The sequence below is a fragment of the Streptomyces sp. NPDC104831 genome (genome assembly GCF_055583025.1).
In genome coordinates, this window is the sequence record NZ_JBVJOT010000027.1 from 1 (window position 1) to 25,820 (window position 25,820).

The 25,820-nt window shown below is 75.9% G+C and carries 22 protein-coding genes; 9 read left to right on the forward strand and 13 right to left on the reverse strand.

Annotation, left to right across the window (positions count from 1 at the left end; all coding sequences use genetic code 11):
- Positions 1–202 precede the first annotated feature (202 nt).
- A complete protein-coding gene (locus ACZ63H_RS19555) occupies positions 203–3,718 on the forward strand; it encodes a helix-turn-helix transcriptional regulator (RefSeq protein WP_469866599.1) in 3,516 nt (1,171 codons plus the stop codon).
- 108 nt (positions 3,719–3,826) lie between these two features.
- Here the strand turns inward: ACZ63H_RS19555 and ACZ63H_RS19560 are convergent, their stop codons facing one another.
- A complete protein-coding gene (locus ACZ63H_RS19560; protein ID WP_469866601.1) occupies positions 3,827–5,191 on the reverse strand; it encodes an alkaline phosphatase in 1,365 nt (454 codons plus the stop codon).
- A gap of 549 nt (positions 5,192–5,740) precedes the next feature.
- Here ACZ63H_RS19560 and ACZ63H_RS19565 point away from each other — a divergent pair.
- Together ACZ63H_RS19565 and ACZ63H_RS19570 are read left to right on the forward strand one after the other, a co-directional pair.
- On the forward strand, positions 5,741–8,809 hold the full coding sequence (locus ACZ63H_RS19565; RefSeq protein ID WP_469866603.1) for an amidohydrolase family protein: 3,069 nt from the start codon (positions 5,741–5,743) through the stop codon (positions 8,807–8,809).
- Positions 8,810–9,449: 640 nt separating this feature from the next.
- Complete coding sequence (locus tag ACZ63H_RS19570) at positions 9,450–10,130, forward strand: helix-turn-helix domain-containing protein (RefSeq protein WP_469866605.1); 681 nt, start codon at positions 9,450–9,452, stop codon at positions 10,128–10,130.
- A gap of 105 nt (positions 10,131–10,235) precedes the next feature.
- Here ACZ63H_RS19570 and ACZ63H_RS19575 read toward each other — a convergent pair whose 3' ends face one another.
- The 3 genes from ACZ63H_RS19575 to ACZ63H_RS19585 form a co-directional block, all read right to left on the reverse strand.
- The gene (locus ACZ63H_RS19575) at positions 10,236–10,688 is read right to left on the reverse strand and encodes a universal stress protein (RefSeq protein WP_469866607.1); all 453 of its coding nucleotides are present in this window, start codon (positions 10,686–10,688) and stop codon (positions 10,236–10,238) included.
- A gap of 112 nt (positions 10,689–10,800) precedes the next feature.
- The gene (locus tag ACZ63H_RS19580) at positions 10,801–11,259 is read right to left on the reverse strand and encodes a cyclic nucleotide-binding domain-containing protein (protein WP_469866609.1); all 459 of its coding nucleotides are present in this window, start codon (positions 11,257–11,259) and stop codon (positions 10,801–10,803) included.
- A 131-nt stretch (positions 11,260–11,390) separates the two neighbouring features.
- On the reverse strand, positions 11,391–12,023 hold the full coding sequence (locus ACZ63H_RS19585; protein ID WP_469866611.1) for a DinB family protein: 633 nt from the start codon (positions 12,021–12,023) through the stop codon (positions 11,391–11,393).
- Positions 12,024–12,246: 223 nt separating this feature from the next.
- Here ACZ63H_RS19585 and ACZ63H_RS19590 point away from each other — a divergent pair, with 223 nt between their 5' ends.
- On the forward strand, positions 12,247–12,633 hold the full coding sequence (locus ACZ63H_RS19590; RefSeq protein ID WP_469866613.1) for a VOC family protein: 387 nt from the start codon (positions 12,247–12,249) through the stop codon (positions 12,631–12,633).
- 51 nt (positions 12,634–12,684) lie between these two features.
- On the opposite strand, the gene ACZ63H_RS19595 is transcribed toward ACZ63H_RS19590, so the two are convergent.
- Positions 12,685–13,413, reverse strand: a complete 729-nt coding sequence (locus ACZ63H_RS19595; protein WP_469866615.1) for an alpha/beta fold hydrolase — start codon at positions 13,411–13,413, stop codon at positions 12,685–12,687.
- A gap of 170 nt (positions 13,414–13,583) precedes the next feature.
- Here ACZ63H_RS19595 and ACZ63H_RS19600 point away from each other — a divergent pair, with 170 nt between their 5' ends.
- The gene (locus ACZ63H_RS19600) at positions 13,584–13,976 is read left to right on the forward strand and encodes a winged helix-turn-helix transcriptional regulator (protein ID WP_469866617.1); all 393 of its coding nucleotides are present in this window, start codon (positions 13,584–13,586) and stop codon (positions 13,974–13,976) included.
- Between the two features lie 108 nt (positions 13,977–14,084).
- Entirely contained in the window at positions 14,085–15,092 is a 1,008-nt protein-coding gene (locus tag ACZ63H_RS19605) for a 2-hydroxyacid dehydrogenase (protein WP_469866619.1), read from the forward strand.
- Between the two features lie 19 nt (positions 15,093–15,111).
- On the opposite strand, the gene ACZ63H_RS19610 is transcribed toward ACZ63H_RS19605, so the two are convergent.
- The 7 genes from ACZ63H_RS19610 to ACZ63H_RS19640 all read right to left on the reverse strand — a co-directional run bounded on the left by ACZ63H_RS19610 (position 15,112) and on the right by ACZ63H_RS19640 (position 22,930).
- Positions 15,112–16,212 carry a sensor histidine kinase gene (locus tag ACZ63H_RS19610; protein WP_469866621.1) on the reverse strand — a complete coding sequence of 367 codons (1,101 nt, stop codon included), beginning with the start codon at positions 16,210–16,212 and terminating at the stop codon, positions 15,112–15,114.
- Positions 16,209–16,862: a response regulator gene (locus tag ACZ63H_RS19615; RefSeq protein ID WP_469866623.1), complete on the reverse strand. Its 654-nt coding sequence runs from the start codon at positions 16,860–16,862 to the stop codon at positions 16,209–16,211. The genes ACZ63H_RS19610 and ACZ63H_RS19615 overlap by 4 nt, the downstream gene beginning before the upstream one ends.
- Positions 16,863–17,014: 152 nt before the next feature.
- Entirely contained in the window at positions 17,015–17,677 is a 663-nt protein-coding gene (locus tag ACZ63H_RS19620; RefSeq protein WP_469866625.1) for a histidine phosphatase family protein, read from the reverse strand.
- Between the two features lie 207 nt (positions 17,678–17,884).
- On the reverse strand, positions 17,885–19,072 hold the full coding sequence (locus ACZ63H_RS19625; RefSeq protein ID WP_469866627.1) for a lanthionine synthetase LanC family protein: 1,188 nt from the start codon (positions 19,070–19,072) through the stop codon (positions 17,885–17,887).
- Between the two features lie 65 nt (positions 19,073–19,137).
- Complete coding sequence (locus ACZ63H_RS19630; RefSeq protein ID WP_469866629.1) at positions 19,138–19,293, reverse strand: hypothetical protein; 156 nt, start codon at positions 19,291–19,293, stop codon at positions 19,138–19,140.
- Positions 19,294–19,317: 24 nt separating this feature from the next.
- Complete coding sequence (locus ACZ63H_RS19635) at positions 19,318–21,963, reverse strand: lantibiotic dehydratase (protein WP_469866631.1); 2,646 nt, start codon at positions 21,961–21,963, stop codon at positions 19,318–19,320.
- Position 21,964: 1 nt separating this feature from the next.
- Positions 21,965–22,930 (reverse strand): thiopeptide-type bacteriocin biosynthesis protein, encoded by a 966-nt coding sequence (locus tag ACZ63H_RS19640; RefSeq protein WP_469866633.1) that lies wholly within the window; start codon positions 22,928–22,930, stop codon positions 21,965–21,967.
- Positions 22,931–23,225: 295 nt separating this feature from the next.
- On the opposite strand from ACZ63H_RS19640, the gene ACZ63H_RS19645 reads away from it, so the two are divergent.
- Together ACZ63H_RS19645 and ACZ63H_RS19650 are read left to right on the forward strand one after the other, a co-directional pair.
- On the forward strand, positions 23,226–23,876 hold the full coding sequence (locus ACZ63H_RS19645; RefSeq protein WP_469866635.1) for a CatB-related O-acetyltransferase: 651 nt from the start codon (positions 23,226–23,228) through the stop codon (positions 23,874–23,876).
- A gap of 78 nt (positions 23,877–23,954) precedes the next feature.
- Complete coding sequence (locus tag ACZ63H_RS19650; protein WP_469866637.1) at positions 23,955–24,482, forward strand: DinB family protein; 528 nt, start codon at positions 23,955–23,957, stop codon at positions 24,480–24,482.
- 205 nt (positions 24,483–24,687) lie between these two features.
- Here ACZ63H_RS19650 and ACZ63H_RS19655 read toward each other — a convergent pair whose 3' ends face one another.
- Entirely contained in the window at positions 24,688–25,458 is a 771-nt protein-coding gene (locus tag ACZ63H_RS19655) for an MBL fold metallo-hydrolase (RefSeq protein WP_469866639.1), read from the reverse strand.
- A 259-nt stretch (positions 25,459–25,717) separates the two neighbouring features.
- Between ACZ63H_RS19655 and ACZ63H_RS19660 the strand changes: the two genes are divergently transcribed.
- A partial coding sequence (locus ACZ63H_RS19660) for a tectonin domain-containing protein (RefSeq protein ID WP_469866791.1) occupies positions 25,718–25,820 on the forward strand: 103 nt, incomplete at its 3' end.

Consider the following 25,820-nt stretch of genomic DNA (forward strand, 5'->3'; position numbering starts at 1 on the left):
CCGTCGAGGGGTACGGGGAAACCTCCCCCCCCCCCCCCCCCCCCCCCCCCCCGACCCCCCCCCCCCCCCCCCCCCCCCCCCCCCCCCCCCGGAGCCGTGCCGGGCCGGCCTCCGGGGGCCGGTGATTGTGCCGGCGCAACGGATCACAGGGGTGCGGACGTACGGCTTCCGCCCGTCCTTACGCGTCAGTAAGGTTTCGGGAATGAGCGGACGGACGACTCCGGGACGCGGTACCGAGCGGTACCGGCCGGGCCTGGTCGCGGTGCTGGGGGAGCGGCTGCGGGAGGGCGGCGCGTGCGTCCTGACCGGTGAGCCCGGCAGCGGTCGCTCGACCGTCCTCGCCCAGGTCGCCCGCGCGTTCGACGCCGGGCCCGCCGTGGTCGTACCCGCCCTTCCCGGGCGCTGCCGGCAGCCCCTGGCCGGGCTGCGGGCGCTGTGCCGGGCGGCCGGAGTGCCCGCCGCCGACGCCGCGGGCCCGGTCGGAGACCTGGTCGGCGCGGTGCGGGCGACCGTCGCACGCGAAACCGTCCTGCTCTGTGCGGACGACGCCGACCGGTGGGACGCCGCCTCCCGGACCGCCCTCGGCCGGCTCGCCGCGCGTCTGACCCCGGGCTGCGGGGTCGCCCTGGTGCTCACCGTGGCCGGACACCGGCCGGTGGACCCGGAGTTCGCCGGGCTGCCGCTGCTGCGCCTCGCCCCGCTGCCGCCGGCGGACGCCGCCGCCCTGCTGGACGACGCCGCGCCGGGGGCCCTCGATCCCCGGGTGCGCGACGAGATCACGGCCGCCGCCGAAGGCAACCCCGGCCTGCTGCTCGGTGTGGTGCACCGCCTGACTCCCGCCCAGCTCGGCGGTGTCGCGCCCCTGCCGTGTCCCCTGGTCGACACCGAGACCCTCGCCGCACTGACCGCCCCCCACCCGACCGGCCTGTCACCGGCCGACCGGGACCTGCTGCTCGTGACCGCGGCGGCCCTCCATGCCTCGGGGGAGACGACCGTCGAGGCCGAGGTCGCGGGGCGCGCGGCGAACCGCCTCGCCGACGGTGGAGCCGGGCCCGGGCGTGGTTCCGATGCGGCGTCGGGCCCGGGCGCCGGGAGCCGGGTCGTTGCGGGTGCGGTCGTTGTGGGTGAGGTCGTCGGGGGCCGTGGCTCCGGTTCGCCGGGGGAGGTGAGCGGCGAGGGCGGGGGCGGGACGGCCGGGGGTTCCGGTACGGCGTCGGTTCCGGGCGCCGGCGCGCTGCCGGAGGCGCTGTTCGCCGCCGGGGGCCGGCTGGGCTTCCGCAGTACGGTGCTGGCCCGCGCGGTGTACGCGGGCGCGTCCGCCGAGCGGCGCCGTGCCGCCCATGAGGCGCTGGCCCGGGAACTGCCCGACGCGCACGGCCTCCCTGCGCTGCTGCACCGTTCCTGGGCCGTCGCCGCTCCCGCCCCCGCGCTCGCCGCCGCCCTCGCGTCCGCCGCGGCGGACCCGGCCTCGGCCGCCCCGCCCGCCTTGCGCTGCACGGCCCACACCCGCGCCGCCGAACTGGCCCCGGACGGCGCCGACCGCGTCCGGTGGTACACGGCCGCCGCCGAACAGGCGCTGCTGGCCGGTCGGTCGGCCCTGGCGCTGCGCCTGCTCGACACGGCCCGCTGCCGACCGGCCCCCGCGCCGGTACGGGCGCGCGCCGAGTTGCTGCGCGGCACCGCGCTGCGCTGGGACGGCCCGGTCGACGACGCCCGCGAAACCCTGCTGCTCGCCGCGGCCCTGTCCGCTCCGCACGACCCGGAGCGATCCGCCGAGGCCGCCCTGGCCGCCGCGGACGCCGCCTGGTCGGCGGGCGACGTCACCGCGTGCCTGCGTGCCCTGGCCCAGGGCCGCTGGTGGGCCGGACCCCACCGCACGGAGGAACCGCCCGGCGCCGATCCCCTCGACCAGGCCCCGTCCGGGAGCCTGCCGGCGCCCGCCGTCCGGCCGGTGGCCGGGAGTCCGGGTGTGACGGAGGAGGGTCCTGGCGCGGGTTTCGTCGGTCAGGCCGGGTCGGGGAGCCTGCCGCTTTCCGCCGGTCGGTCTCCGGCTGGGCGGGACGACGGCTGGTTGGAGGGGGCTTCCGGTGCCGGTGCCGCCGGCCGGACACCGTCCGGGGGCCTGGCCGGGCCCGCCGCTCGGCCGGTGGCCGGGAGTCCGGGTGCGACGGAGGAGGGTCCTGGCGCGGGTTTCGTCGGTCAGGCCCGGTCCGGGAACCTGCCCGGGCCCGCCGCTCGGCCGCTGGCCGGGCGGGATCCCGGCGCGACGGGAGTCTCCGGTGCCGGCCGGGTGGCGCAGGCGTCCCCCGGGGCCCCGTTCCCGCCCGCCGGGGCGCTCACGGCCGAGCGGGACGCCGGCGCGGGGGAGGCCCTCGACGCCGGGTTCGCCGGACGGTCACCGGCCGTGTCCGCCGGACCCCTCACGGTCGTGCGGGAGCCCGGTGCCGCGGCGGCCGCCCTGCGCGATCACCGCACGGGGATGCGGGCGGTGCTGCAAGGGCGGTTCGACCTGGCCGCGGCCCCCCTGCGGCGGGTCGTGGAGCGCGCGTGGACGGCGGACGGCCCGGAGGAACTGCTGCGGGCCGCCTCCGCGGCCCTGCTGCTCGGTGACACCGCCGCCGCCCGGCGGGCCGGTGCCCGGGCGCTCGCGGTGGCCCGTACGCACGGGTCCGCGCTGCACGAGGCGCGGGCCCTGGAGTACCTGGCCTACGGCGAACTCCGCGCCGGACGGCACGCGCTGGCCCGGGCGCACGCCGAGGAGGGGCTGCGCAGCGCCTCCCGGACCGGGCAGCGCAACACCGCCGCCCACCACCACGCCGTACTGGCCCTGGCCGCGTCGATCGCCGGCGAGGCGCACACCGTCGCCGAGCACGCGACGGCGGCGATGACCATCGCGCGCCGGCACGGCCTGGCCCAGGCCGCCGCGCTGACCCAATGGGCACTGGCCCGCGCCGACCTGGGTCACGGCCGGCCCCGCGAGGCGGCCGAACGGCTCGCCCCCCTGGTCCGGCCCGGCTCGGAGCGCGGCCACTTCGCCGTCTGGATGCTCGCCGTACCGTGCTACGTGGAGGCGTGCGCGCTCGCCCGGCAGCCGGAGGGCGCCGGGGACGCGGTCGAGGACTTCGCGCTCTGGGTGGCGTGCGAGGCCGACACCCAGGCCCCCGCCCAACTGCTGCGCTGCCGCGCCCTGCTGGCCGCGCCCGAGGCCGCCGACGCGCTGTACCGGCAGGCACTGCGACGGCACGACGAGGCCGCCGGGGACTTCGAACGCGCCCGCACCGAGCTGCTCTACGGCAAGTGGCTGCGCAGGCGCCGCCGGCTGCGCGAGGCACGGACCCATCTGCGGGCCGCGCTGCTCGGCTTCGAGCGCTGCGGTGCCGGACCGTGGGCCCAGCAGGCGGCGGCGGAACTCCGGGCGAACGGGGTGACCGGGGCGGCCGGTGTGCTCGGCGCGGACGGGCCGGGCGGGGCCGCCCCCGGGAGCGCCGTGGCGCCGGACGGGCTGGCGCGGCTGACCCCGCAGCAGTTGCGCATCGCCCGGCGCGTCGCCCAGGGACTCACCAACCGGGAGGTGGCCCTGAGCCTGTCGGTCAGCACCCGCACCGTCGACTACCACCTGCGCAAGGTCTTCGCCGCCCTCGGGGTCCGCTCCCGGGTGGAACTGGCCCGCCTGGTGGAGCAGGCCGAGCAGGCCGAGCAGACCGTGGGACGGCCCTGAGCCGCTCGCCGCGCGGAGCGCCTCCCGCGTCCGGCAGTCGGCGTCCGGCGTGACCGGGGGGAGGGGGAGACCCGTGGCTCGGTCTCCCCCTCCCCCCGGTCACCGGGCTCAGCGCAGGCGCAGGGCCTCGCGGAGGGTGGTGAACAGGTCGGTCTGGTTGGTGACGCCGAGCACGCGGTAGGCCAGCGGGCCCTGCGCGGCGATGCGGACCTCGGTGCCGGTGTGCTCCTGGGACTGGCCCGGGGTGTTGGTCGAGTAGTTGACCTTCAGCTGCTGGCCCTCGTTGGTCACCAGGGTGGAGGACAGGCCGGGCGGGGTGGCCTCCAGCGGGACGATCTGGCTGGTGTGACCGTGGTCGGCGGTGGTGACGACGAGCGTGTCCGGGTGCTTGGCCGCGTAGGCGCGGGCGACCTTGACCGCGCGGTCGAAGGCGGCGGTCTCGCCGATCTGGCCGCAGGGGTCGGCGGCGTGGTCCTGCTTGTCGATGGAGGCGCCCTCGATCTGCAGGAAGAAGCCGTTCTTCGAGTGCTTCCGCCGCTGCTTGTCCTCCAGCAGCTGGATCGCCTTGGTGGCGGAGTCCGCCAGGCTCGGCGTGCCGGAGGACCGGTTCGGGTTGGAGGTGACGCAGCGCTGCGGGGCGGTGCCGCCGACGGCGGCCGGCTTGCCGGTCCACTCGACCGGCACGTTCCCGGAGGCGAACAGGCCGAGGACGGGCTTGCCGGACTTCGCGGCCTTCATCGACGCGTCGTCGGTGACGACCTGGTAGCCGAGCTTCTTCGCCTGGTCGGTGACGGTCAGGCCCTTGTACCTGCCGTGGGTGACCTTTTGGTCGAAGCGCTGCCTGCCACCGCCGAAGAGGACGTCCACCTTGTGGTTGACGGACTGCTCGGCGATCGAGCCGGGGCCGCCCGCCGCGATCGTGTCGGCGGGGCACTTGGCCATGTCGGCCGGGCCCTGGCAGGAGCGGTCGGTGACGTGCGAGGCGAGCACGGCCGGGGTGGCGTCGGTCAGCTCGGCGGTGGTGACGCTGCCGGTGGCGTAACCGTTCTTCTGCGCCAGCTCCAGGATCGTACGGACGGCCTTGTCGGAGCCGGGCGTCTTGGAGATGCGGCCGTTGACCGTCTTCACACCGGTCGCCCAGCCACTGCCGCTCGCGGCGGAGTCGGTGACGTAGTCCGGCGTGCCGTCCTTGTGCACGGCGTACGTGGTGTACTCGCCGGTCAACGGGAACTTGTCCATGTTCAGGCGGCCGTCGGCGCCGACGGTGTAGTCACGGGCGAGCGTGATCTCGGAGTCCCCCATGCCGTCGCCGATCAGCAGGATGACGTTCTTCGCCTTGCCGCCCTTGATGGCGTCCTCGGCCTGCTGCTTGGTGTCGGTCGCACCGGCGCCGGTCGTGAAGGCGACGGCGGCGGCGGTGGACGCCACCAGGGCGGTGGCGAGGGTGAGGTGACGGCGGGACGGTCTGTGCATGGAAGCGACTCCTTGGGGCGTCCCGTCCGGGATGGACGGGCGTCGACGAGCGCCAGCCCATCAGCCGCGGGTGAATCCCCGGAAAACCCCTGGTGGGGTGCTGGTTTCGGCTGCGTGGCACCCGCCCGGACCCACCGCGCCGAAGGCCGTGAGCCGCCTTCCGCCGCCGCTGACGACGTACTCCGCGTGTGCCCGGTCCCGGCGAGGCCCGGCACGGTCGGCTTCGGCGTGCGCTGCGCCGACGTGGTGTCCGGCCGGGCCCGGCCGGCGACGGTCCCGCGTGGCAGCCCCCGGACGCCTGGGACACGGATCGCGGGGCGCGGCGAGAGGGCACCGGCCGAGGCGAGCGGGCCGGCCCGGCGCGAGGAAGCGGGCCCGGGCCGCCGCCCGGACCGGACACCGCCGGGATCCCTGCCACGGTGTCCGAAACGCAGCGCGTCGTCCCGCGTGCGGTCCCGTCGGCCGCCACCATGGACCCGACCGTGCCGCCGGCCCACCGTGGTGGTGCGCCGGGGACGACGGTCGTCGGGCGACCTGGTGAGGAGAGCGATGGCGACGGATCATGGCCGGGTCAGCCGGCGGGGCCTGCTGCGGGCGTCCGCCGCCGGACTGACGGCGGCGGCATCCCCGGTGGCACCCCCGGCCGTGGCCGCGTCCGCCTCCGGGGGCCGGCAGACCCTGCGCTACCAGGAGACGACGGGCGGATCGGTGACCTCTTCCCGGGACGGGTCCGTGCTGATCGCCGAGGTGCAGGGCGTCCTGTGGCGCGTGCCGCCGGAGGGCGGGGAGGCGGTGCGGATCACCGACTGGGACCTGGAGGCGACCCGCCCGGCCCTGTCCCCCGACGGCAGGCGGCTGGCGGTGGGCGGCTACCGGGGCGGCGGTTTCCACCTGTGGACGCTTCGGACCGACGGCAGCGCACTGCGCCAGGTCACCGACGGGCCCTGGGACGACCGGGGCCTGTCCTGGTCGCCCGACGGCAGCCGCCTGGTCTTCGCCTCCGAACGCGGCGGCGACGCGGTAACCGGTGCGCCGTTCGGGCTGTGGACCGTGGCCGCGGCCGGCGGCGCGGCCGCGCGGCTGACCGGCGGCCCCTTCGAGGACGGCGACCCGGCGTGGTGGCCGGACGGCCGCTCGGTGGTGTGCGTCCGCGCCGCCCACACGCCCGACGGCGGCACCGACGGCGGCCTGGCACTGGTCCGCGTGCCCGCCGGGGGCGGTCCCGGGCAGGTGCTCCGCGAGGTGGCGGAGGGCCGGCTGCTGTGCCCTTCGGTGTCCCCGTCGGGCCGGATCGCCTACGTCCACCTGTCCGGCACCACGGCCTCCCCGTCCCTGCCGGCCGCGCGGGCCGCGCTCCTGGTGGACGGCCGGGTGGTGACCGAGGACGAGGACCTGGCGGCGGCACCGCCGTGCTGGCTCGACGACGACCGGCTCCTGTACGTGGCCGGCGGCCGGCTCCGCGTCCGCTCCCTCGGCGCCCCCGGCGCGGTCCGGGACATCCCCTTCACGGCCCGGATGCCGGTCCCGCGACCCCGGCGACGCCCCAAGCCGCCGTCCCCGGAGGCCGCCGCACCGGTGCGCGGCATCCACCTGCCCGCCCTCGCGCCCGACGGCGGCAGCGTCGCCTTCGTGGCGTTGAACGCCCTGTGGGTGATGCCCGTCGGCGGTACGCCCCGCAAGCTGCTCCAGGCCGCCCCCGTCCACCATGTGCAGATGCCCGCCTGGGCACCGGACGGCCGCAGCCTGCTGTACTGCACCGACCGCGACGGACTGACGGCCGTACGCCGGCTCCACCTGGACGGCGGCCACGACGAGCCGGTCACCGGACCCGGCCGGCTGTTCCCCGCGCCGTCCCCGGACGGCACCCGGCTCGCCTGTCAGGACACCAGCGGCAACGTACTGCTCCGCGACCTGGCCACCGGCGCGGAGCGGGTCCTGGCCCGGCCCCTGGCCGCCGACGGACCGCCGGGCGCCCCGACCTGGTCGCCCGACGGCCGGTACGTGGCCTTCTGCGACCGCAACCGGCTCAACCACCGTTTCCGCGAGGGCTACCACCTCATCCGGGTCCTCGACACCCGCACCGGCACCGAGAGGCGCCATCTGCCCGCCGCCCACCAGTCCCTGTCCGACCGCGCCGCCGCCGGACCCGTGTGGTCGCCCGACGGCCGCCGGATGGCGCTGGTCGCCGAGTCGGCGCTCTGGCTGCTGCCCGTCGCCGGCGACGGCACCCCGACCGGACCCGCCCGCCGGCTCACCGACGAACCGGCCGACCACCCCACCTGGGCCCGCGAGTCGAACACCCTGCTCTACCTGTCCTCGGGCCGGCTCCGCCTCCTCGACCCGGCCCCGTCCGGGCCCCGCACGCTGCCCGTACCGCTCGCCCACCGCCCGGTCCGCCCCCGGCAGCGACTGCGCGTCCACGCCGGGCAGGTGTGGGACGGCACCGGTACGGCCCCGCGCCAGGACGTCGACATCCTCACCGACGGCCGCCGGATCACCGCCGTCGAACCCCACCGGCCCCGCCGCCCCGGCCACCGCACCGTCGACGCCTCCGGACTCACCGTCCTGCCCGGCCTGTTCGACAGCCACACCCACCCCTACAGCGCCACCTACGGCGCCCGCCACGGCCTCACCGCGCTCGCCTACGGCATCACCACCATGGCCTGCCTGGGCGCGTCCCTGTACGAGGCGGTCCGGCTGCGCGAGTCCCTGGCCTCCGGGCACAGCACCGGGCCGCGCCTGCTGGCCTGCGCCGAACTCATCGACGGCGCCCGCACCGCGTACGCCATGGGCCGCGCCCACCGCACCGATGCCGGCGTGCGGCGGACCCTGGAGCGGGCCGCCGCCCTGCGGGTGGACTTCGTCAAGACCTACGTCCGCGCCTCCGGCCGGGTCATGGCGCGGGCCGCCGAGGCCGCACACCGGCTCGGGGTGCCCAGCGGCAGTCACCTGTGCGCGCCGGGCCGGGCCGCCGGGCAGGACCTCACCACCCATCTCCAGGCCACCCAGCGCCTGCCCTACGGCCACGCCACCACCCCCACCGGCCACATCCACCAGGACCTCGTCCAGCAGTACGCCGACGGCCGCTTCGCCCTGATCATGACGCCGTTCACCGCGCAGCCGCTGCTCGGCGCCGACCCCGCCCTGGCCGACGACCCCCGCGTGGCCACCCTCATGCCGCCCTGGGACGTCACCGCCGTCCGTGAACGCGCCGGCACCCCGCCCACCGAGGACCAACGGCGGGCCCTCGCCACCGAGATGGCCGCCTACCGGCGCCTCGCCACCGAGGGTGCCCTGCTCGCCGTGGGCACGGACGCGCCCCTGGTCCCGGCCGGACTCTCCCTCCACCTGGCCCTGCGCGCCCTGCACGCCCACGGTTTCACCCCGGCCCAGGCCCTCCTGTGCGCCACCGCCGTGCCCGCGCGGCTGTTCGGCGTCGAGAACGACCTGGGCACCGTCGAGCCGGGAAAGATCGCGGACCTGACCGCCGTCGACGGCGACCCCTTCACCGACTTCACCGTCCTCCCGCGCACCCCGCTGGTCCTGCGGGACGGCGTCGCCCACTACCAGAGCGACCTCTTGGACGCGGTCCGGGGCGCTGTCACGACGCCCGCTTGAGCACCACCGCCCGCACGCCGCCGGGCCGCACCGCCCGTGCGTCACCGGCAGCCCGGCGACGCGGAACCGCTCCGGCACCCGGGTCGACGGCGCGTACCGGATCGCAGCCGAGGCCGGCTCCGCCGAGCCGGCCGAGGCGGTATCGGCTTCGTGGTCCACGGCGACGACGGCGGCGATGTCGTCGGCGTCGGCGAACCCGGCCCGGCCGCCGGTGGCGATGGGCGCCGAGGTGTCGCGTGAGCACGTGGGGAGGGCGTATTCCACGTCTCGGTCGTCGACCTGACGGCAGGTCGCTTCGCGTCGCCGGGCCCGGGGCCGTCCAGGGGGCTCAGGCGCCCCGACACCGTCCGGCGCCTCACCGCCCCGCCGCACGGCTTCCGGGAGGTCACGCGGCGGGGGCTGGCGCGAGGCGGGTGAGCGGGGCCGGGAAGGCGGTGCCGGAGGGCCCCGCACGCGCGGTCCGGTCGCCGCCGTGGCGCAACCGTCACCCGGGCGGAGCAGTCAAGGGGGCCGAACGGCCGTAGCCCACCGGGGCCGGGGACCGTTTGGCCGGGCCCGGCCCGGTGGGATCGGTCATGGTGGACGGACGGGCCGACGGTCCGCAGCCCGAGGAGTTCCGCAGCCCGAGGAGTGAGGAACCATGGCCGAGCAGAGACCACCGGAACCGACGGCCGGCCGGCCCCCGCAGGGCGATCTCGGACGCCGCATCGAACAGCGCCGCACGGAGCTGGGCCTCACCGTGGAGGAACTGGCGTTCCGGGCGGCCATGGCCCCGGCCTACATCGAGCACCTGGAGAGGCACAGCACCGCCGCGCCCGAGGCCGGCACGCTGATCCGGCTGGCCGGGGCCCTGCGGACCAGCCCCACGGAACTGGGCGGCGGAAACGTCGGCCTGCCGCCTGGACTCGGGCACGCCGCCCGGGCTCCCCGCTTCACCGAACTGGGCGAGGAGGACTGCCGTCGGCTGCTGTCGACCCACGGCGTGGGCAGGATCGCGGTGTCCACCGACGCCGCCCCGGTCGTGGTACCCGTCAACTACAGCGTCGTCGACGACGCCGTCGTCTTCCGGACGCAGGCCGGGACCGTCTCCCTCCAGGGGCTGGGCCGGGAGGTGGCCTTCGAGGTCGACCGGGTGGACGACGCGCTCAGTCAGGGCTGGAGTGTCGTGGTGCACGGCACCGCCGAACAGGTGACCGATCCCGACGCCGTACGCCGCGTCGCCGAGCATGCCTACAGCGCGCCCTGGGCGGGCGGGGAGCGCGATGTCTGGGTCCGCATCCGGATGACCGCGCTGACCGGCCGCCGCATCGACACGTGGTGAGCCGTCCTGCCATATGGGTTCCGCGCACACCTTCCCGGCCTCCCGGTGGGAGCCGGACACATGGGTGCGGAGCCCACCCAGGGGTCTCCCCGGTGTCAGGTCCGGTCAGTGCGGCCGGTCCTGGTCCTCCCGGACCACGACGACCGGGCAGGCCGCGTGCTGAGCGCAGCGCAGGCTCACGGAGCCCAGGATCGCGCGGGCGAAGCCGCCCTTGCCCCGGCGGCCCACGACGAGGAGCTCCGCCCCCTCCGAGGCGGCGATCAGCACGTCGGAGGGGTCGCCCTCGACCAGGATCTCCCGCATACCGGCGGGCCGCACGTCCGGGAAGACCGCGCGCATCTCCTCCGCGAACCGCTCCTGCGCCTGCTCCAGGTCGAACTCGGGGTCGATCGCGGGCCCGGTCCAGCCGATGGCCGACGGCGTGTCCCAGGCGCACACGGCCTCCACGAAACCGCCGACCATCTCCGCGTACCGCGCCGCCCAGCGCAGCGCCGCGTACGACGACGGAGAGCCGTCCACACCCGCGACCACGCGGATCTTCGGTTCAGGGGGTTGCATGGCCACCTCACCAGCAGTCGTTGTCGGTACCCTCCACGCTGCCCGGGCCGACGGAACCGCGCCAGCCGAAAGCCGCCCGCGCCGCGGGCGCGGCGAGCGCCCTTTCACGCGGTCAGATCAGGCTTCCGCTGCCGTAGGGGGCGTACAGGTCCAGCAGCCGGACGCGGGAGGCGTGCAGCCGCTCGACGAGCACGCGGCCGACCCAGACCGCCATCGCGCGGCCGAACTCGGGGTCGTCGGCGCACATCGCCCGGACCGTGCCCCCGTCCAGCTCCCACGCCCGGACCGGGCTCGTGGCCTCGGCGCCCAGGTGCCACAGGTACGGCGGGTGGTACCAGGACCAGCCGACCAGCCGGCCGTGCCCGAGCGTCGCGACGACGGCGGGCCGCCGGCCCGGGACGCGGACGTCGAGGGCGACCGTGCCGGTGCGGATGATCCACAGCCGGTCGGCGCGCCGGCCCTCCTCGAACAGCCGGGTCCCGGCCGCGATGGACACCTCGGCGGCTACCCGCATCAGCCGTTCGCGGTGCTCGACGGAGAGGACCGCGTTCATGGTGGTGGCGGAGGTCATCACACCGGCTCCCTTCGTGTGGTCTGCCACCACTGTGTGCCGCGCCCCACCTGACCACTACGGGCCGCCCGTCCCGCCCCCGGGGCCTTTCGGCCCCCGCCGGACCGTCGGGCCGCCCTCCGCGGGTGTCCTCACCAGCCGTCGGCCCGGGCGCGCGCGTGGTAGAGGTCGCGCAGCAGGCCGATCTCGGCTCCGTGGTGCAGCAGCTCCTGGTTGACCCACCACACGATGCCGAGGAACGGCTCCTCGGAGTCGCCGCCGTGCGGATAGGTGCAGTACCCCACCGTGTCCAGCGCGCCGTCGTCGGCGCCGAGCAGCGCCTTCCGCCAGGCCTCCGCCCCGGTGCCGAACGCCGCCACCGCCGTCGCCGCGTCCCCGCCGGTCCGGTAGTCGTCCCGGGTCAGCCGGTGCGCGCCGGCCGTGTGGTCGGCGCGCAGGGTCAGCATTTCGCCGAGGTGGCTCAGGCGCCACGCGATGGTGGTGAAGGGCGGCGGCCAGGGGTGCGGGTAGGCGGCGGCGTCCCGCCCCCACTCGCCGGCTCCCGCCAGGGAGGTGGCGCGCGGTCCCGGCCCGTCCCGGCGCCGTCGTACCGACCAGCAGCCCGGCACCGGCTCCCAGAGGTACTCGGCGTCCGTCATCGGGCCGACCGGCCTGTCCGTCCCGTCGCCGCTGTCCATGACGGGCCCTGTCATCCGGCCGGCCAGGCGCTCGCGGGCGAAGTCGAACTGCTCCAGAAGGGGCAGCAGGCGGGGCGGCACGGTCATCGGGGGCTCCTGACGCGAAACCGGTTCGGGCGATCCGCCAGGTTGGCACGGCCGTGCCCCGAGGCGCGCCCCCTTTTCCGGAAGCCGCCCCGGACGTCCGCGGTCCACGCCGCTGCGCGCCCCGCGCGCTTGGCGGACGATGGCCTCGACACCACGTCGTCGCTCGTCGCGCGGGGCCGCCGCCGGTTCCCGCCCCGACACCCGCCGCACCGGGGAGAACTCCATGAAGATCCACCTCACCAACGTCTTCGTCGACGACCAGGACAAGGCCCTGCGCTTCTACACGGACGTGCTGGGCTTCGTGAAGAAGCACGACGTTCCGCTGGGCGAGGACCGATGGCTGACCGTGGTCTCGCCGGAGGACCCCCACGGGACCGAACTTCTGCTGGAGCCCTCCGGCCATCCGGCGGTGCAGCCCTACAAGACCGCGCTGGTGCAGGACGGCATCCCCGCCGCCTCCTTCGCCGTGGACGACGTCCGGGCCGAGTTCGACCGGCTGCGCCGGCTGGGGGTGCGTTTCACCCAGGAGCCGCTGGAGACGGGCACGGTCACCACGGCCGTCCTGGACGACACCTGCGGGAACCTGATCCAGCTCGTGCGCACCACTTGAGTCCCGGGAGACGGCCGCCAAGCCGTGGAACGGGGGCCGCCGCCGTGTGGGCTACGGGGCGAGTTCGAGCAGGAGCTCGCTCAGCTCCGCCGGCATGGTGATCATGCAGTCGTGGCCGGTGGGGAGGTGCCGGACGCGGGCCGGGGAGCCGTTGGGCTGCACCGGGGGGACCGGTCGGCGGGTGATGCCCTCCGGCTGGGCGCCGGTGCAGTGGACATGAGTGCGCGGTATCGCGTTCACGGCCGGGTTGTCCAGCCGCACCGGCTGCTGGAAGCAGCGCACCGGCTGGTCCGACAGCAGCGTGCGCAGCCATGCGGCGTCCGCGGGGTCGGTGACCCCGAACAGGCCGAGCGGAGCCGGCAGTGCGGGCGGCGGCGGCACGCGCCAGCCGCCGTCCGACCGGGCGGCCAGATCGATCAGCTGCCGGGTCACCGGCATCACGTCGACGGCGGTCTCGCCGTGCTCCGGCACCATCGCGTCCAGGTACACCAGGTGCGCGATCCGCTCCGGTACCTCGTTGGCCGCGGCGGAGACGACCAGCCCGGCATAGCTGTGTCCCACCAGGACCACCTCGGTCAGGTCCGCCTCGCGGACCAGACCGACGACATCCCGGACATGCGTGTCGAGACCCACCTCCGGGCCGGCCAGATGTGCCTTGTCGCCGTGGCCGGTCAGGGACGGCGCGAGCACGCGGTGCCCGGCCGACTCCAGCAGCGGGGCCACCCGCTCCCAGCAGCGGCCGCTGTGCCAGGCACCGTGCACCAGCAGGAATGTCGACATGGGGAAGGGCCCTTCCTGTTCCGGGGCGAAGGCACGGGGCGCGGACGTACGACGACCGCTGGTTCCCTTTCGTGCCTCGGTACTCTTCGAGAACCGTCATCATCGTGGTGCACCCCTCGCACCGCGATCAATAAGGCACTTCGCGGTGCCCCGGTTCCCGGGAGGTAACCATGAGCACAACGGACGGCGAGCCGCAGGGGCCGCGCCAGGAGGACCCGTGCCGGACCCGCGAAGTGCTCGACATCGTCGGCGACAAGTGGTCCCTGCTGGTCGTGCGCCAGCTCAGCCAGGGGCCGCGCCGCTTCACCGAACTCAAGCGCGCCGTCGACGGAATCAGCCAGCGCATGCTCACCGTCACCCTGCGCGGCCTGGAACGCGACGGGATCCTCACCCGCACGGTCCACAACGTCATGCCGCCGCACGTCAGTTACGCCCTCACCCCCATGGGCAGAACCCTCCGCGAGGCCACGGCACCCCTGCTGCGGTGGAGCCTGTCGAACCTCCCCCACATCGACGCGGCCCGCGCCGCGTACGACGCCCGCCCCGACACCCCGCGCGCCTAGCCGGCTCCGGACGCCGGCCTGGGCCACCCGGGCGGCAGGGGCGTGCCGATGGAGGCCGTTCCGGTGCGGTGCGGCCTACGGTGGGGGGACCCGACGGGAGGAGTGCACGTGGAGATCATCGCGTATGGCGTCCTCTCCGACGAGGAGCCCCTGCTCAGGGCGGCGTTCGACGACGCGTTCGGCGGGCGGCACACCCTGCGCTGCCTGGGGCTGTTCCTGGACCGGGACACCGCGCCCACCGCCGCCGGCCACGAGATCGTGCTCAGCAGCGTCAACGACACCCTGGACGCCGGCGTGCTGCGCGCCCTGGCCGCGGGCGGCACCCGGATGATCGCCCAGCGGTCCACCGGCTACAACAACATCGACCTCGCCACCGCGGGGGAACTCGGTGTCACGGTCGCCCGGGTCTCGTCCTACTCGCCGTACTCGGTCGCCGAGTTCGCCTGGGCCCTGGCCCTCGCGGTCAACCGCCGGATCGTCCGTGCCGCGCACCGCACGCGTGAGTTCGACTTCCGGCTCGACGGGCTGATGGGCCGCGACCTGCGCGGCCGGACGGCCGGCGTGGTCGGCACCGGAAAGATCGGATCCGCGTTCGCCGCGATCGCCCACGGGTTCGGGATGCGGCTGCTGGGCTGGGACATCGCGGAGAATCCCGACTGCCTCGCGCTCGGCATGGAGTACGTCCCCCGCGAGCGGCTGTTCGCCGAGGCCGACCTGGTCAGCCTGCACGTGCCGCTGCTCCCGGAGACCCACCACCTCGTCGACGCCGGCACGCTGGGCCTGATGAAGGGCGACGCGATCCTGGTCAACTCCAGCCGCGGCGGCCTGGTGGACACCGACGCCCTGCTGGCGACGCTGCGCGCCGGGCGGCTCACCGGCGTCGGCCTCGACGTGTACGAGGAGGAGGCCGGGGTGTTCTTCCTGGACAAGTCGCTGGAGGTGATGACCGACGAGCGCCTGGCCCGGCTGATGACCTTCAACAACGTCCTGCTGACCTCGCACCAGGCGTACTTCACCGAGGACGCCGTCGGCCAGATCGTCCGCACCACCGTGTCCAACGTCGCGGACTACCTGGCCGGCCGCTCCGGCGGCAACACACTCGTCGCCGCGACCTGAACCCCTCCGCCGCGCACGCTCACCCGGTGTCCTCGGCCGGCAGCTCGACGCACAGCTCGTAACCGCCGTCGCCGGTCGGGCCCGAGGTCATCGTGCCGCCGAGGAGTTCGGCGCGCTGGCGCAGCCCGAGCAGACCGTGGTGGGCGCCGGGCAGCGGCAGCGGCGGCTGGGTCGGCGCGGTGTTGGTGACCCTGACCCGCACGGAGCCGTCGGCATGGCTCAGGTCGATGTGCGCGGTCGCCCCGGGCGCGTGTTTGCGGGTGTTGGTCAGCGCCTCCTGGACCGTGCGGTAGACCGCGCGCTGGACGGTGGGCGGGAGACCGTCCGGCAACGCCATGCGCAACTCGGTCCTGATGCCGCAGTTGTCGGCCAGCCGCCGGATGTCGCCGAGCGCCGGCTGCGGGGTGAGCTCCGTGGGGTGGCCGCTGGAGGCCCGCAGCACACCGACCATGTGGCGCAGCTCGTCCAGCGTCTGCACGCTCAGCCGCCGGATCGTCGCCGCGGCCTCCCTGGTCTCCGGGTCGCCCGCGCCCACCTGCAACGCTCCGGCGCGTACGGCGATCAGGCTGACCTGGTGGGAGACGACGTCGTGCATCTCCCGGGCGAGCTGGGCGCGTTCCTTGGCGAGGACGGCCTGCGCGGTCAGCAACTGCTGGTGGTCACGCGCCTCCGAGATCTCGGTCAGCCGCAGCGACAGATCCCGGCGGGTCCGCACCAGCTGGCCGAGGAAGACGGCCGCCGCCGCCGTGGCCGCGCTGTAGCCGAGCGCGATCAGCGTCGGGGTGCGGGCCAGGTCCAGCTCCGGCGACGGCAGCGAGGTCGTGTCGCTGAACGCGAACGCCAGGGCGCACCCGACCAGCAGTGCCCGCGGCCGGTTGGACGAGGCGAGCGTGTACAGCGCGGCCAGGCAGGCGAAGACCGCGTCGGACAGCAGGACGGCGGGCAGCGTGAGCAGGAAGGTGAGCAGCGGCTGCCGCCGGCGCAGCAGCAGGGCGACCGCGGCGGCCAGCGCGCAGGCCATCCGCAACGGCTCGTCGATGTCCCAGTGCGCCCACACGTCGAGGAGCGCCATGGCCACGGCCACGCCGTCCAGGAGCAGCGGGGACGGTCGGCGGGTCATCCCGTGCCCTCGGCGAGGAGTCCCGCGCGCTGGGCGAGCAGGGCCGCCTGGACCCGGCCGCTGACCTCCAGCTTGGTCAGGATCGCGCTGACGTGGTCCTTGACGGTGCCGGTGCTCAGGTGCATCCGGGCCGCGATGTCGGCGTTCGACAGGCCCTCGGCGATCAGGACCAGCACCTCGCGCTCGCGCTCGGTCAGCCGTCCCAGCGCCTTGGGCGGGCGCTCCTGGGTCCCGCCGTTCAGATAGCCGTCCACCACCGTGCGCGTGACCTTGGGCGACAGCACCGTGCCGCCGCGGGCCAGGCTCTGCACCGCCGGCGGCAGCGCCTCCGGATCGGTGTCCTTCAGCAGGAAGCCGGCGGCGCCCGAGCGCAGCGCCGTCTCCACGTACTCGTCCATGTCGAACGTCGTCAGCATGGCCACCACCGGAGGCTCCGGCAGCCGGCGGATGTCGCTCAGCACGGTGAGCCCGTCCACGTCCGGCATGCGGATGTCCAGCAGCACGACATCGGGGCGCCTCTCCCGCACCGCCCGCAGGGCCTGGCCGCCGGAGACCGCCCCGACCACCTCGATGCCGTCGGCGGCGTCCAGGATGCGCTGGAAGCCCGTGCGGATCAGGGCTTCGTCGTCGACCACCAGTACCCGGATCACGTGTGCTCCAGCCTGTGTGGGAGTACTGTGTCCGATTCGTACCACGCCGGACGCGACCGCGCCGCCGGGGGGCGTCCCGCGTCCACGGACCGGTGCCCACGGGATGATCCGGGCGTCGCCGCCCGCCGCCGCGGCCGTGCGCGGCGCTCAGGTCACGGCCGTCCGGCGAGGCACAGACGCTCCCGGCCCGTGTGCGGGGCGAGGGCGGCCACGGGGGCGTCCTCCTCGGCCGCCGGCGGTCGCCGGGGCGCCGCGGGCCGCCCGAGCCGGACGGTCCAGTGGCCCTCGTCGTGCAGCGTCAGCGTCACGGCCGACAGGGGCGGCACCCGCAGTTGCCAGAAGGAGCGGGCCGGTACGGCCAGGGCGTGGACCAGAGCGGCCCGGACGACCGCGGCCTCGGTGATCGCGAGTACCCGCCCCGGGCCGGGCGGCAGCGCCGTCAGCCATGCCGCCGTGCGGGCGCAGAGCCGGGCGACGGACTCGCCGCCGTGCGGTGCGGCCCGCGGATCCCTCAGCCAGATGGACAGGCCGTGCGGGTCCTCGGCCGCGATGTCCTGGAGCAGGCGGCCGTCCCACGCGCCGTAGTCCAGATCGCGCAGGGCCTCCTCCGGCGCGGTCTCGATCGCCAGGGCCTCGGCGACCCGCGCGCAGCGGACGGAGGGCGCCCGCAGGGCCCGCGCGTACGGCGGGAGGGCCGCCCGCACGCGGTCGGCCTCGCTCCGGCCGTGTCCGCCCGGGAAGCCGTCCCCGAAGACCTGGGCCGGTCCGGCCGGCGTGTCGTTCGCGCACAGCATCGTCAGTCGCACGGTCACCATCCGAACCTCCTTCACCGCACGGGCGGCGCCTCACCGGCCCGGTGACCGGCGGTGGTAGTCGTCCAGTGCCCACACTCCGGGAAGGTCGAGCGGCATGGCCATCCGGCAGGTGGCCGGACCACCCCCGCCGGATGGCGGGAGCCGCGCGCAGGGCGTGCGTCCGTGGTGGCGGGTGTGGGGGAGCGGCCCGGTGCCGTGGGCCGGCGGTCAGCGCAGTCCCAGACAGGGCAGCCAGTCACGGGGCGCCCCGTGGGCGGCGGTCAGCAGGGCGGCCAGCACCCCCGGCAGGCCGGTGAGGAGGTCCGCGGGCCATGCGGCGAGCGGGTGGGCGGCCAGCCGGGCCGTCAGATGGCCGACGAGCCGGTCCTTCAGCGCGCCGGCCGCGGGCAGCCGGGCATGGCGGTCGAAGGCGTCGGCGACCGCCAGTACGCCCGCCGCCCCGTGGCACAGCCCGAGACGGTCGCCGGGGGTGTCGCCGAAGAGGTGGAAGGTCTCGTCGTAGTGCTCGGCGAGCGTGGTGAAGGCGGTCGCCGCCCAGTCGGCGGCGGCCCCGTCCCCGAGGGCGTCGGCGGCGTCCCACAGGGCCCAGGCGACGCCCGGCGTGCCGTAGCACCATGCCTGGCGGGGGTCGGCCCCGGGCGAGGAGGGGTGCGCGGGTCCGGCGCCGGGCCAGGTGCGGATGCCCCGCTCGTCGTCGTACGCCTGGCGGACCAGCCAGCGGGTGGCCCGGCCGAGCGCCCCGGACAGGACGGCGGCGACGTCCGGGTCCGCGGCGGTGCGGCGCAGTGCCGCGGTGAGCGCGGTGACGAGCCCGGCGACGCCGTGGCCCGCGCCGGTGTTGACGCGGCCCTGCATCCAGGCCAGGAGGGGGTGGTCCGCGTACTGGCCCGCGCGCAGCCGCCCCAGTTCCTCCTCGTCGCACAGCAGCGCGAGATGCGCGGCGAGCGGATGCGGCACGGGCCGCGCCGGTTGCGTCGCGCACAGGGCGAGCAGCAGGCCGGACGGGCCGGAGATCAGGTCGTAGTCGGGAAACGCGACCTCGCGGGTGCGGTAGCGCGGTGGGCGCCCGGCGAGGTGGCTGCCGAGCCGGTCCGCCGCGGTCCCGAGCCCGGGCAGCACCCGGGCGCCCAGGCGCAGGCCGACGAGCGTGCCGGCCAGGCCCCCGTCGTACAGGGCGGGATGGGACGGCCCGCGTCCGGCCGTGCGGGACCACACGGCCACGGCGGCGGGCGCCGCCCGTTCGTCCGCGACGAGCCGTGCCAGCACCGGGATCCCGGGGTCGCAGCGGTGTCCGCCCCGTTCGGGCGCCCCGGCCCACTCCAGCAGGTAGCGGACGGCGATCCCGTGGACGTCCTCGTCCGGCGGGGCGGTCGGTACTGCCGTGTCGTGCGGCATCGTCCTCCTCACGTCGTGCGGGCCGGACGGAGCCGCCCGCACCGGCGGGCGGCTCCTGGAGGTCGTCATCCACAGATGACGACCGTGGCACAGACGATGATCGTGCACACGCCGCTGCATCCTTGGGTGTACGCCGAGACGGACGGCAGGTCCTCGTCGGTGATCCGCTCCTCGAGGTCGCTGATCAGCGTGTCGAGTTCGGTGATCTCGTTTCCGGACACGGGACTTCCCCTTTCACTGTTCACTCATCGGGTGTTGGCCGCCCCGGCGGGCCGCCTGGCGGACGGGCCGGGGACGTCGGGCCGGCCGCCGGGGACCAGGGCGTCGGCGGCGGCCTCGGCGAGGCGGCCGGCACACCGGTCGTGGGGGAACCGGAGCAGAAGCTGGGCGGCGACTGCCGCACCACCGTGCAGCGGGTCGCGCAGGAGCAGGTCTTCGGGCGCCGGCAGCATCTCCTCCAGGAGCAGCGCGGTGCCCGCCTGCCGGGCGCACAGCCGCTCGATCAGCTGGACGGCCGTCAGCGACGCGAGGTCCACGGGGACCGGTTTCGTGCCGGGGGCGGTGCGCGCGAACGCGTGCCGGGGCAGGCCCGCGGACCGGCGCAGCAGGGCGAGGGCGCGGACCTTGGCGAGCAGGTCGTCACCCGGCTCCCACAGCCGGCCGCGGTCGATCCGCCAGGTGGCCGGGGCGAGGACGAGGTCGCCGCCCGCGGTCAGCCGGGGCAGCCGGGGCCGGCCGGGCAGCGCCGCGTCCAGCGCGTCCAGGCGCACCAGGTACGAGGAGGCCGGATGGCCCGCCGCGAGCAGCAGCCGCACCAGGGTGTCGTAGGGCGGGGCGGGGGAGCGGGTGGCCAGGTAGACGGGGATGACACGCCGGCCGTCCGCCTCGGCGATGATCCGGCCGTGCGCGCGCCGCAGGCTGACGCGGTCCAGCGGGAGGTAGCGCGCGTGCCGGCCGGGCGAGCCGTAGTACGGCGTGGGATCCGGGTCGCCGGTCCACCAGCGGGTCAGCACCGGACGGCGCACGGCGTTGGCGGACCGCTCGGCGAGGGGCGGCACCAGCAGGTCGACGAAGCGGACCCCGGTGCGGTCCTCGACGGCGGCGAGGAACGCGCGGTAGGCGTCGCTGTTGCCGTACCCGCCGTGCAGGGTGCGCAGTCCGTCGGCGAACCGGGCGTCGAGCACCCCGGCGGACGAGGCGGTCTCCAGCACGGCCACCGGGCCGCCGCCGGCGGACGGGGCCAGCGGGCGCAGCAGGCAGTCGACCGGCCAGGGCGGCAGCACGGCGTCGCCGGGCGGTGCGCCGAGCGAGTCCAGCAAAGCGTCGTCGAGGTCGAGGCGGGCCGTGCCCAAGCGGGCGGCGGCGTCCAGGTGGTCCAGCAGCCGGGCGTAGCCGCCGGCGGGGTCGCGGGCGGGGGGCCAGCCGGTGTAGCGGCGGGCGGGGGGCGGCGGTTCGTCGGCGCCGAGCCGGTCGGCGAGGAGTTCGCCGATGGGGCGCGCCCGATCGGTCAGTCCGGCGAACCAGGACTGCCGCTCCGGGGGTTCGGCGGGCCGGTCGGCCTCCTGGAGGGCGGCGATCCGGGCCGCGGTCCGCAGCCCGCGCAGGACGCGTGCGGCGGCTGCCGCGGGCACGGCGGCGTCGGTGCCGAGCCGGCGGTAGGAGTCGAGGAACCAGTCGTCCGCCCCGCCCGCCGGCACCGGCGGCAGGGCACCGGTGGCGGTGACGGCCGCGGCCGGCACCCAGCCGGAACAGTGCTGCCGGGGCGCCCGGCAGATCTGTACGACGCCCAGCCCGTGCAGGTGCTGGAGGAACCCGCGCAGCACCGCCGCGGCCACGGGCGGCCGGCCGGGCGGGGCGCTCAGCGACGGCAGCACGCGGTCCAGTTCGCCGAGTGCGCGCGGTCCGTCGGCGAGGAGGGCCAGCACGCTTTCCAGCACGCGGGTGCGGCGCAGCACGATCTGCCGGAGCCGGCCGGGTTCCCGGGGGTCCACGACGTGACAGCGCACCTGGCCGGGCGGGTCGCCGGGGGCGCCGGCGGACGGTTCGGCGAAGTGCAGGGGCGTCGGCGCCAGCAGGGTCGCCGGGTCGGCGGTGCGCAGATCGACGGGGGCGGCGCCGGCCCGCAGGAGGTGCACGTTCTCCACGGCGATCGCGGCGAGGTCCCCGAGGGAGGTGCCGGGTGCGAGGAGCGGTGGGCAGCCGTCCGGTCCGCCGGTCACGGGGAGCGCGGCGATCTGGCCCGCCCAGCCGCGCGGCGTGGTCTTCACGGCGGCCCGCCCCACGATGCGCCACAGATAGGCGGTACGTTTTCGCAGTTGCCTCCCGGACCAGGACTGGCCCTCGGCGAGCCGTCGTTCGATGTCGCCGGCGAGTCCCGGCGCGGCGCAGTCCAGGAACGCGCGCATCACCGGGCTGGAGCCCGCCGTACGCCACGCCTGCTCGGCGACCCGCCGCTGCTCGGCCTCGACCGCCTGCCGCAGCCGGGTCAGCGCCGCCCCGGCGGCCTCGGCGCCGCGCAGCAGGGCGCGGGCCTGCCCGGCGAGGTCGGCGGGCACGGCGGGCGAGCGCTCCAGCAGCACACAGTCGGGGGCCCCGGGTGCCGCGCCGGAGTGCAGCCGCCGCCGCAGGGCGAGTACGGCGCCCCGGTCGGCGGGGGCCAGCGACGGGTGCGGAACGACCTCGGCACCCAGCCGCTCGGCCAGCGCGCGGGCCTGTGCGGCGAGCCGCTCGGTGGTGTCGGCGTGCCGGGCGGCGCCCTCGAAGAGGTGCTCGGCGGCGCCGGCGGTCCAGGCCGCGCCGGGCATGCCGCCCAGCCGCAGCAGCGCCGTGGCCCCGAGCGTCGCGCCGGGGGTGCCGGTGGATCCGGCCGCCCGCGCCGGTACGTGCCCCATGTCAGTCCGCCCCCTCCCGGCCGTCGGCGGCGAGCGCCTCGGTGAGCAGGCACTGGCGTGCCGTGGGGAGCGCGCCCCGGTTCCAGTGGAAGATCACGTGGTGGGCGGCGGCCCGGCGCGGGCCGACCGTGGCGTCACCGGAGGCGAAATAGCGGGTGCGCCAGCGCTCCGCGGCCTGCCCCACCGCCGCCAGATGCTCGGCGACCACGTCCCGCCAGACCTTCGGCAGGGCCTGGAGCCGGTCGTCGGGGCCCTGTTCCCAGTAGGCGCGGATCCCGGCGGCGGCCCGGCGCAGGTCGGGATCGCCGAGGCCGCCCGGCAGCCGCCGCCCGGTCTCCTCCCGTACGACCTGCCAGACCCCCCGGTGCTCCCAGCCGACGATCCCCAGCCCGTCGAACACGGCGTGCAGCAGCGCCAGGGACACCCGCCAGCCGGCGGGTGCCGGGGCACCGGCCACGGCGGTGTGCACGTCCAGCCAGGCCCGGGAGTCGGCGGTGAACAACGCGTGCACCCAGGGCATGGAGCGGGGACCGCCGAAGAGGTAGGTCTCCGGTTCGTACACGCCGGGCACGGGCCGCCCCCGGGCGTCCTCGGCCCGGGCCGGCTCCAGGTGCCGCAGCAGGGCGGCGCGCAGTTCCGGTGCCCGGGCCGGCTCCGCCGCGAGGAACCGGACGCGCAGTCCCGGGGGTTTGTGCACGAAGAAGAAGTCGCGGGCCTGCCCGGTGCCCAGCAGTTCGCGGGCGGCGGCGGCGAGCCCGCCGTAGGGCGGGGACGGCGCGGCACGCAGGCCGAGCTGCACCCAGCCGGCCTCGGGCGCGTGGGCGCGCAGGGCCTCGACACCGGCTGCCAGGAAGGTCCGGCGGGCCGCCGCGTAGCAAGGGTCCTCCGCCGTGAGGGGGACGGTGCCCAGGGGCTCGGCACGTGCGTCGTCCAGGCAGTCGGCCAGCAGACGTTCGACGCTTACCATGCGGCCTCCTCGCGGGGAAGGGCGGTCACTCCTGTGATGTCCCTGCCAGGCCGGCGCCGAAGCACGAAAGCGGATTGGTCATATGATCAACAGAAGTGCGCGGGAGGTATGCCCCAGACGGTGACAGCCCGCCCGGTGCGCCGCTCTTACACCGGCGCCGCCGGTGGCGGCCACCGGACATCCGCCGTCACGGGCTTCGGCCTCCCCGCCGGAAAACCGGTGTCCCCGGACGGCCGGCCGGCGCGATCATGGACCGGTTCGCCACCGCCTCCCCACCACCGAGGAACCGCCTGCCATGCCCGTGCCCGCCGACCCGACGGTCCTGCACCCGATGCCCGAGCAGCCGCGGGTGGTGCTGCTCAAACCCCTCGTCAAGTCCCCGCTGATCGAGGTCGGGGAGTACTCGTACTACGACGACCCGGACGACCCGACCGCGTTCGAGACGCGCAACGTGCTCTACCACTACGGCCCGGAGAAGCTGATCATCGGCAGATTCTGCGCCCTGGGCACGGGAGTGCGGTTCCTCATGAACGGCGCCAACCACCGCATGGACGGCCCCTCGACCTTCCCGTTCCCCACCATGGGCGGCTCCAGGGCCGACCACTTCGACCTGCTCACCGGACTGCCGAACCGGGGCGACACCGTCGTCGGCAACGACGTCTGGTTCGGCCACGGCACGACCGTCCTGCCGGGCGTCCGGATCGGCCACGGCGCCGTCATCGGCTCCGGCGCCGTCGTCACCCGCGACGTCCCCGACTACGGCATCGTCGGCGGCAACCCGGCCCGGCTCGTCCGCACCCGCTACTCCGAGGAGGACATCGCCCGGCTCCTGGCGGTGGCCTGGTGGGACTGGCCGGTCGAACACATCACCGCACACGTACGCACGATCATGTCGGGCACGATCACGGACCTGGAGGCGGCCGCGCCCGGCGGCGGGGGCCTGTGAGGGCGCGGAGCGCCCCGCGGGTGTTCGTCGGTGGCGAAGACGGGCGTGAACCGCGGCGAACGCGGTCAGGGTGTGCGCATGAGGACGACACCTGACGGACGGCCCGTCCCGCCCGTGCACGCCGACGAGCGCGCCACGCTGGAGGCCTGGCTGGACTTCCACCGCGCGACCCTCGCCTGGAAGTGTTCCGGCCTGGACGACCGCCGGCTACGGCTCGCCGCGGTGCCGCCGTCGCCGATGACGCTGCTGGGTATCGTGCAGCACATGGCCGAGGTGGAACGCAACTGGTTCCAGCGGGTGTTCGTCGGCCGGGACCTGCCACCGGTCTTCGGGGAGGACAACCCGGACGGCTTCGCCCTCCTGCCGGAGCGCGGACTCGGCGAGGCCATGACCGCCTGGCAGGCGGAGGTCGCCCGGGGCCGGGGGCTGATCGCCCGCGCGTCACCGGACGACTCCGGCCGCCTGCCCGAACGGCGGGCGGCCCGCGTCGGCTCCCAGGAGGTCTCCCTGCGCTGGATCCTGACGCACATGATCGAGGAATACGCCCGCCACAACGGTCACGCGGACCTCATCCGCGAGCGGATCGACGGGGTCACCGGCGCGTGAGCGCCGTGCCGGGAGGGCGGCGCGAGCCTCCGGCGCCGGTGATGCCGCGGACCTCCACGGTGCCGCGCGGCCGGGCGCGGTGGAGCAGCCGCGCGCCGACGGCCGATCCGGACCGGCTCGCCGGCTGCCCGGTCGCCCGGCCGTGCGGCGGCCGGCCACCGGTCATGGACACCGGGCGCCCGGCGGCGGGGGCGGCGGTGTGCGGTCACGCGATCGGGAAGGTGGCGCCGGGGGCGGGGTAGTCGACGGGGCCGCGGTACCGGGCCGAGGCGCGTGCCACCGCCTCCCGCGGGGTGAGGGAAGGCCCGACGTGGGTGACGAGCAACCGGCCGGCCCCCGCCGCCTCGGCGGTGTCGCCGGTGTCCTCGGGCGTGTGGTGCACTTGCGGGCCCTCGGCCGGCGCCCGGTCGCTCTCGGCCTCGCACAGCAGCGCGTCGCACCCCTCGGCCAGCCGCGTGAGGTTCGCGCACGGCGCCGTGTCCCCCGAGTAGACCAGCGAGCGGCCCTTGGCCTCCACGCGTACGGCGAAGGCCGGGATGCCGTGCTCCACCGCCCGGGTGGTCAGGGTGAGACCGCCGACGCGCGCCTGGTGCCCGTCGTGCAACTCGTGGACGTCGAAAGCGGATTCGACCGGGCTGCGCGTCGAGGTGTTGGTCAGGAAGTGGGCCAGCCGGTCGGCGATGCCCACCGGCCCGTACAGCGGGATGGGCGCCTCGAACCGGGTGTTCGCGAACAGCACCGCGTAGTACGCGGTGAGCAGGTCCGCGCTGTGATCGGCGTGCAGGTGCGAGATCCAGATCGCGTCCACCTCGTCGAGCCGGACGTACCGCTGCAACCGCGCCAGCGTCCCGCTGCCCGCGTCCATCCAGAGGCGGGTGCCCCCGCCGGTCACCAGGTAGCCGGAACACGGGTTGTCCACGGTGGCATGGGGCGTGGCGCACCCCAGGACGGTGAGGCGGAGGGGATCACTGGTCATTCGCGGAGTCTATAGAGCGGATGATCTTATAGGAGCGTCAACGTCTTATCCGTGTATAGCCTGCACGGATGAGACCGGTTCGCGTCACGTCGGCCCGACGGGGCGCCGGTGCGGGCCAGTGGCCCCCGGTGGTCACGCCGGGAAACGCGCCCTTCAGGACAATAAAGAGGATCACTCTGTAAATCGGCTCACATGGTGAATCGTTCCGCCCGGAGAGCATACGGGGGCAGCACTTCCCGAGCGGAAAGGAGCCGGCGGTATGGCCGACTGGAAGCAGATCTCCGGTGCGTTGGTGCGGATCGCGGTGGGGTCGCGTACGAACGTGTGGGGTGTGAACTCGGCGGGGAACATCTACCGCTACA

Bases quoted from the DNA above. Each gene is read 5' to 3' on its own strand.
- ACZ63H_RS19555 (WP_469866599.1), top strand. From the start codon at position 203: ATGAGCGGACGGACGACTCCGGGACGCGGTACCGAGCGGTACCGGCCG.
- ACZ63H_RS19560 (WP_469866601.1), bottom strand. From the start codon at position 5,191: ATGCACAGACCGTCCCGCCGTCACCTCACCCTCGCCACCGCCCTGGTG.
- ACZ63H_RS19565 (WP_469866603.1), top strand. From the start codon at position 5,741: ATGGCGACGGATCATGGCCGGGTCAGCCGGCGGGGCCTGCTGCGGGCG.
- ACZ63H_RS19570 (WP_469866605.1), top strand. From the start codon at position 9,450: ATGGCCGAGCAGAGACCACCGGAACCGACGGCCGGCCGGCCCCCGCAG.
- ACZ63H_RS19575 (WP_469866607.1), bottom strand. From the start codon at position 10,688: ATGCAACCCCCTGAACCGAAGATCCGCGTGGTCGCGGGTGTGGACGGC.
- ACZ63H_RS19580 (WP_469866609.1), bottom strand. From the start codon at position 11,259: ATGACCTCCGCCACCACCATGAACGCGGTCCTCTCCGTCGAGCACCGC.
- ACZ63H_RS19585 (WP_469866611.1), bottom strand. From the start codon at position 12,023: ATGACCGTGCCGCCCCGCCTGCTGCCCCTTCTGGAGCAGTTCGACTTC.
- ACZ63H_RS19590 (WP_469866613.1), top strand. From the start codon at position 12,247: ATGAAGATCCACCTCACCAACGTCTTCGTCGACGACCAGGACAAGGCC.
- ACZ63H_RS19595 (WP_469866615.1), bottom strand. From the start codon at position 13,413: ATGTCGACATTCCTGCTGGTGCACGGTGCCTGGCACAGCGGCCGCTGC.
- ACZ63H_RS19600 (WP_469866617.1), top strand. From the start codon at position 13,584: ATGAGCACAACGGACGGCGAGCCGCAGGGGCCGCGCCAGGAGGACCCG.
- ACZ63H_RS19610 (WP_469866621.1), bottom strand. From the start codon at position 16,212: ATGACCCGCCGACCGTCCCCGCTGCTCCTGGACGGCGTGGCCGTGGCC.
- ACZ63H_RS19620 (WP_469866625.1), bottom strand. From the start codon at position 17,677: ATGGTGACCGTGCGACTGACGATGCTGTGCGCGAACGACACGCCGGCC.
- ACZ63H_RS19625 (WP_469866627.1), bottom strand. From the start codon at position 19,072: ATGCCGCACGACACGGCAGTACCGACCGCCCCGCCGGACGAGGACGTC.
- ACZ63H_RS19635 (WP_469866631.1), bottom strand. From the start codon at position 21,963: ATGGGGCACGTACCGGCGCGGGCGGCCGGATCCACCGGCACCCCCGGC.
- ACZ63H_RS19640 (WP_469866633.1), bottom strand. From the start codon at position 22,930: ATGGTAAGCGTCGAACGTCTGCTGGCCGACTGCCTGGACGACGCACGT.
- ACZ63H_RS19645 (WP_469866635.1), top strand. From the start codon at position 23,226: ATGCCCGTGCCCGCCGACCCGACGGTCCTGCACCCGATGCCCGAGCAG.
- ACZ63H_RS19650 (WP_469866637.1), top strand. From the start codon at position 23,955: ATGAGGACGACACCTGACGGACGGCCCGTCCCGCCCGTGCACGCCGAC.
- ACZ63H_RS19655 (WP_469866639.1), bottom strand. From the start codon at position 25,458: ATGACCAGTGATCCCCTCCGCCTCACCGTCCTGGGGTGCGCCACGCCC.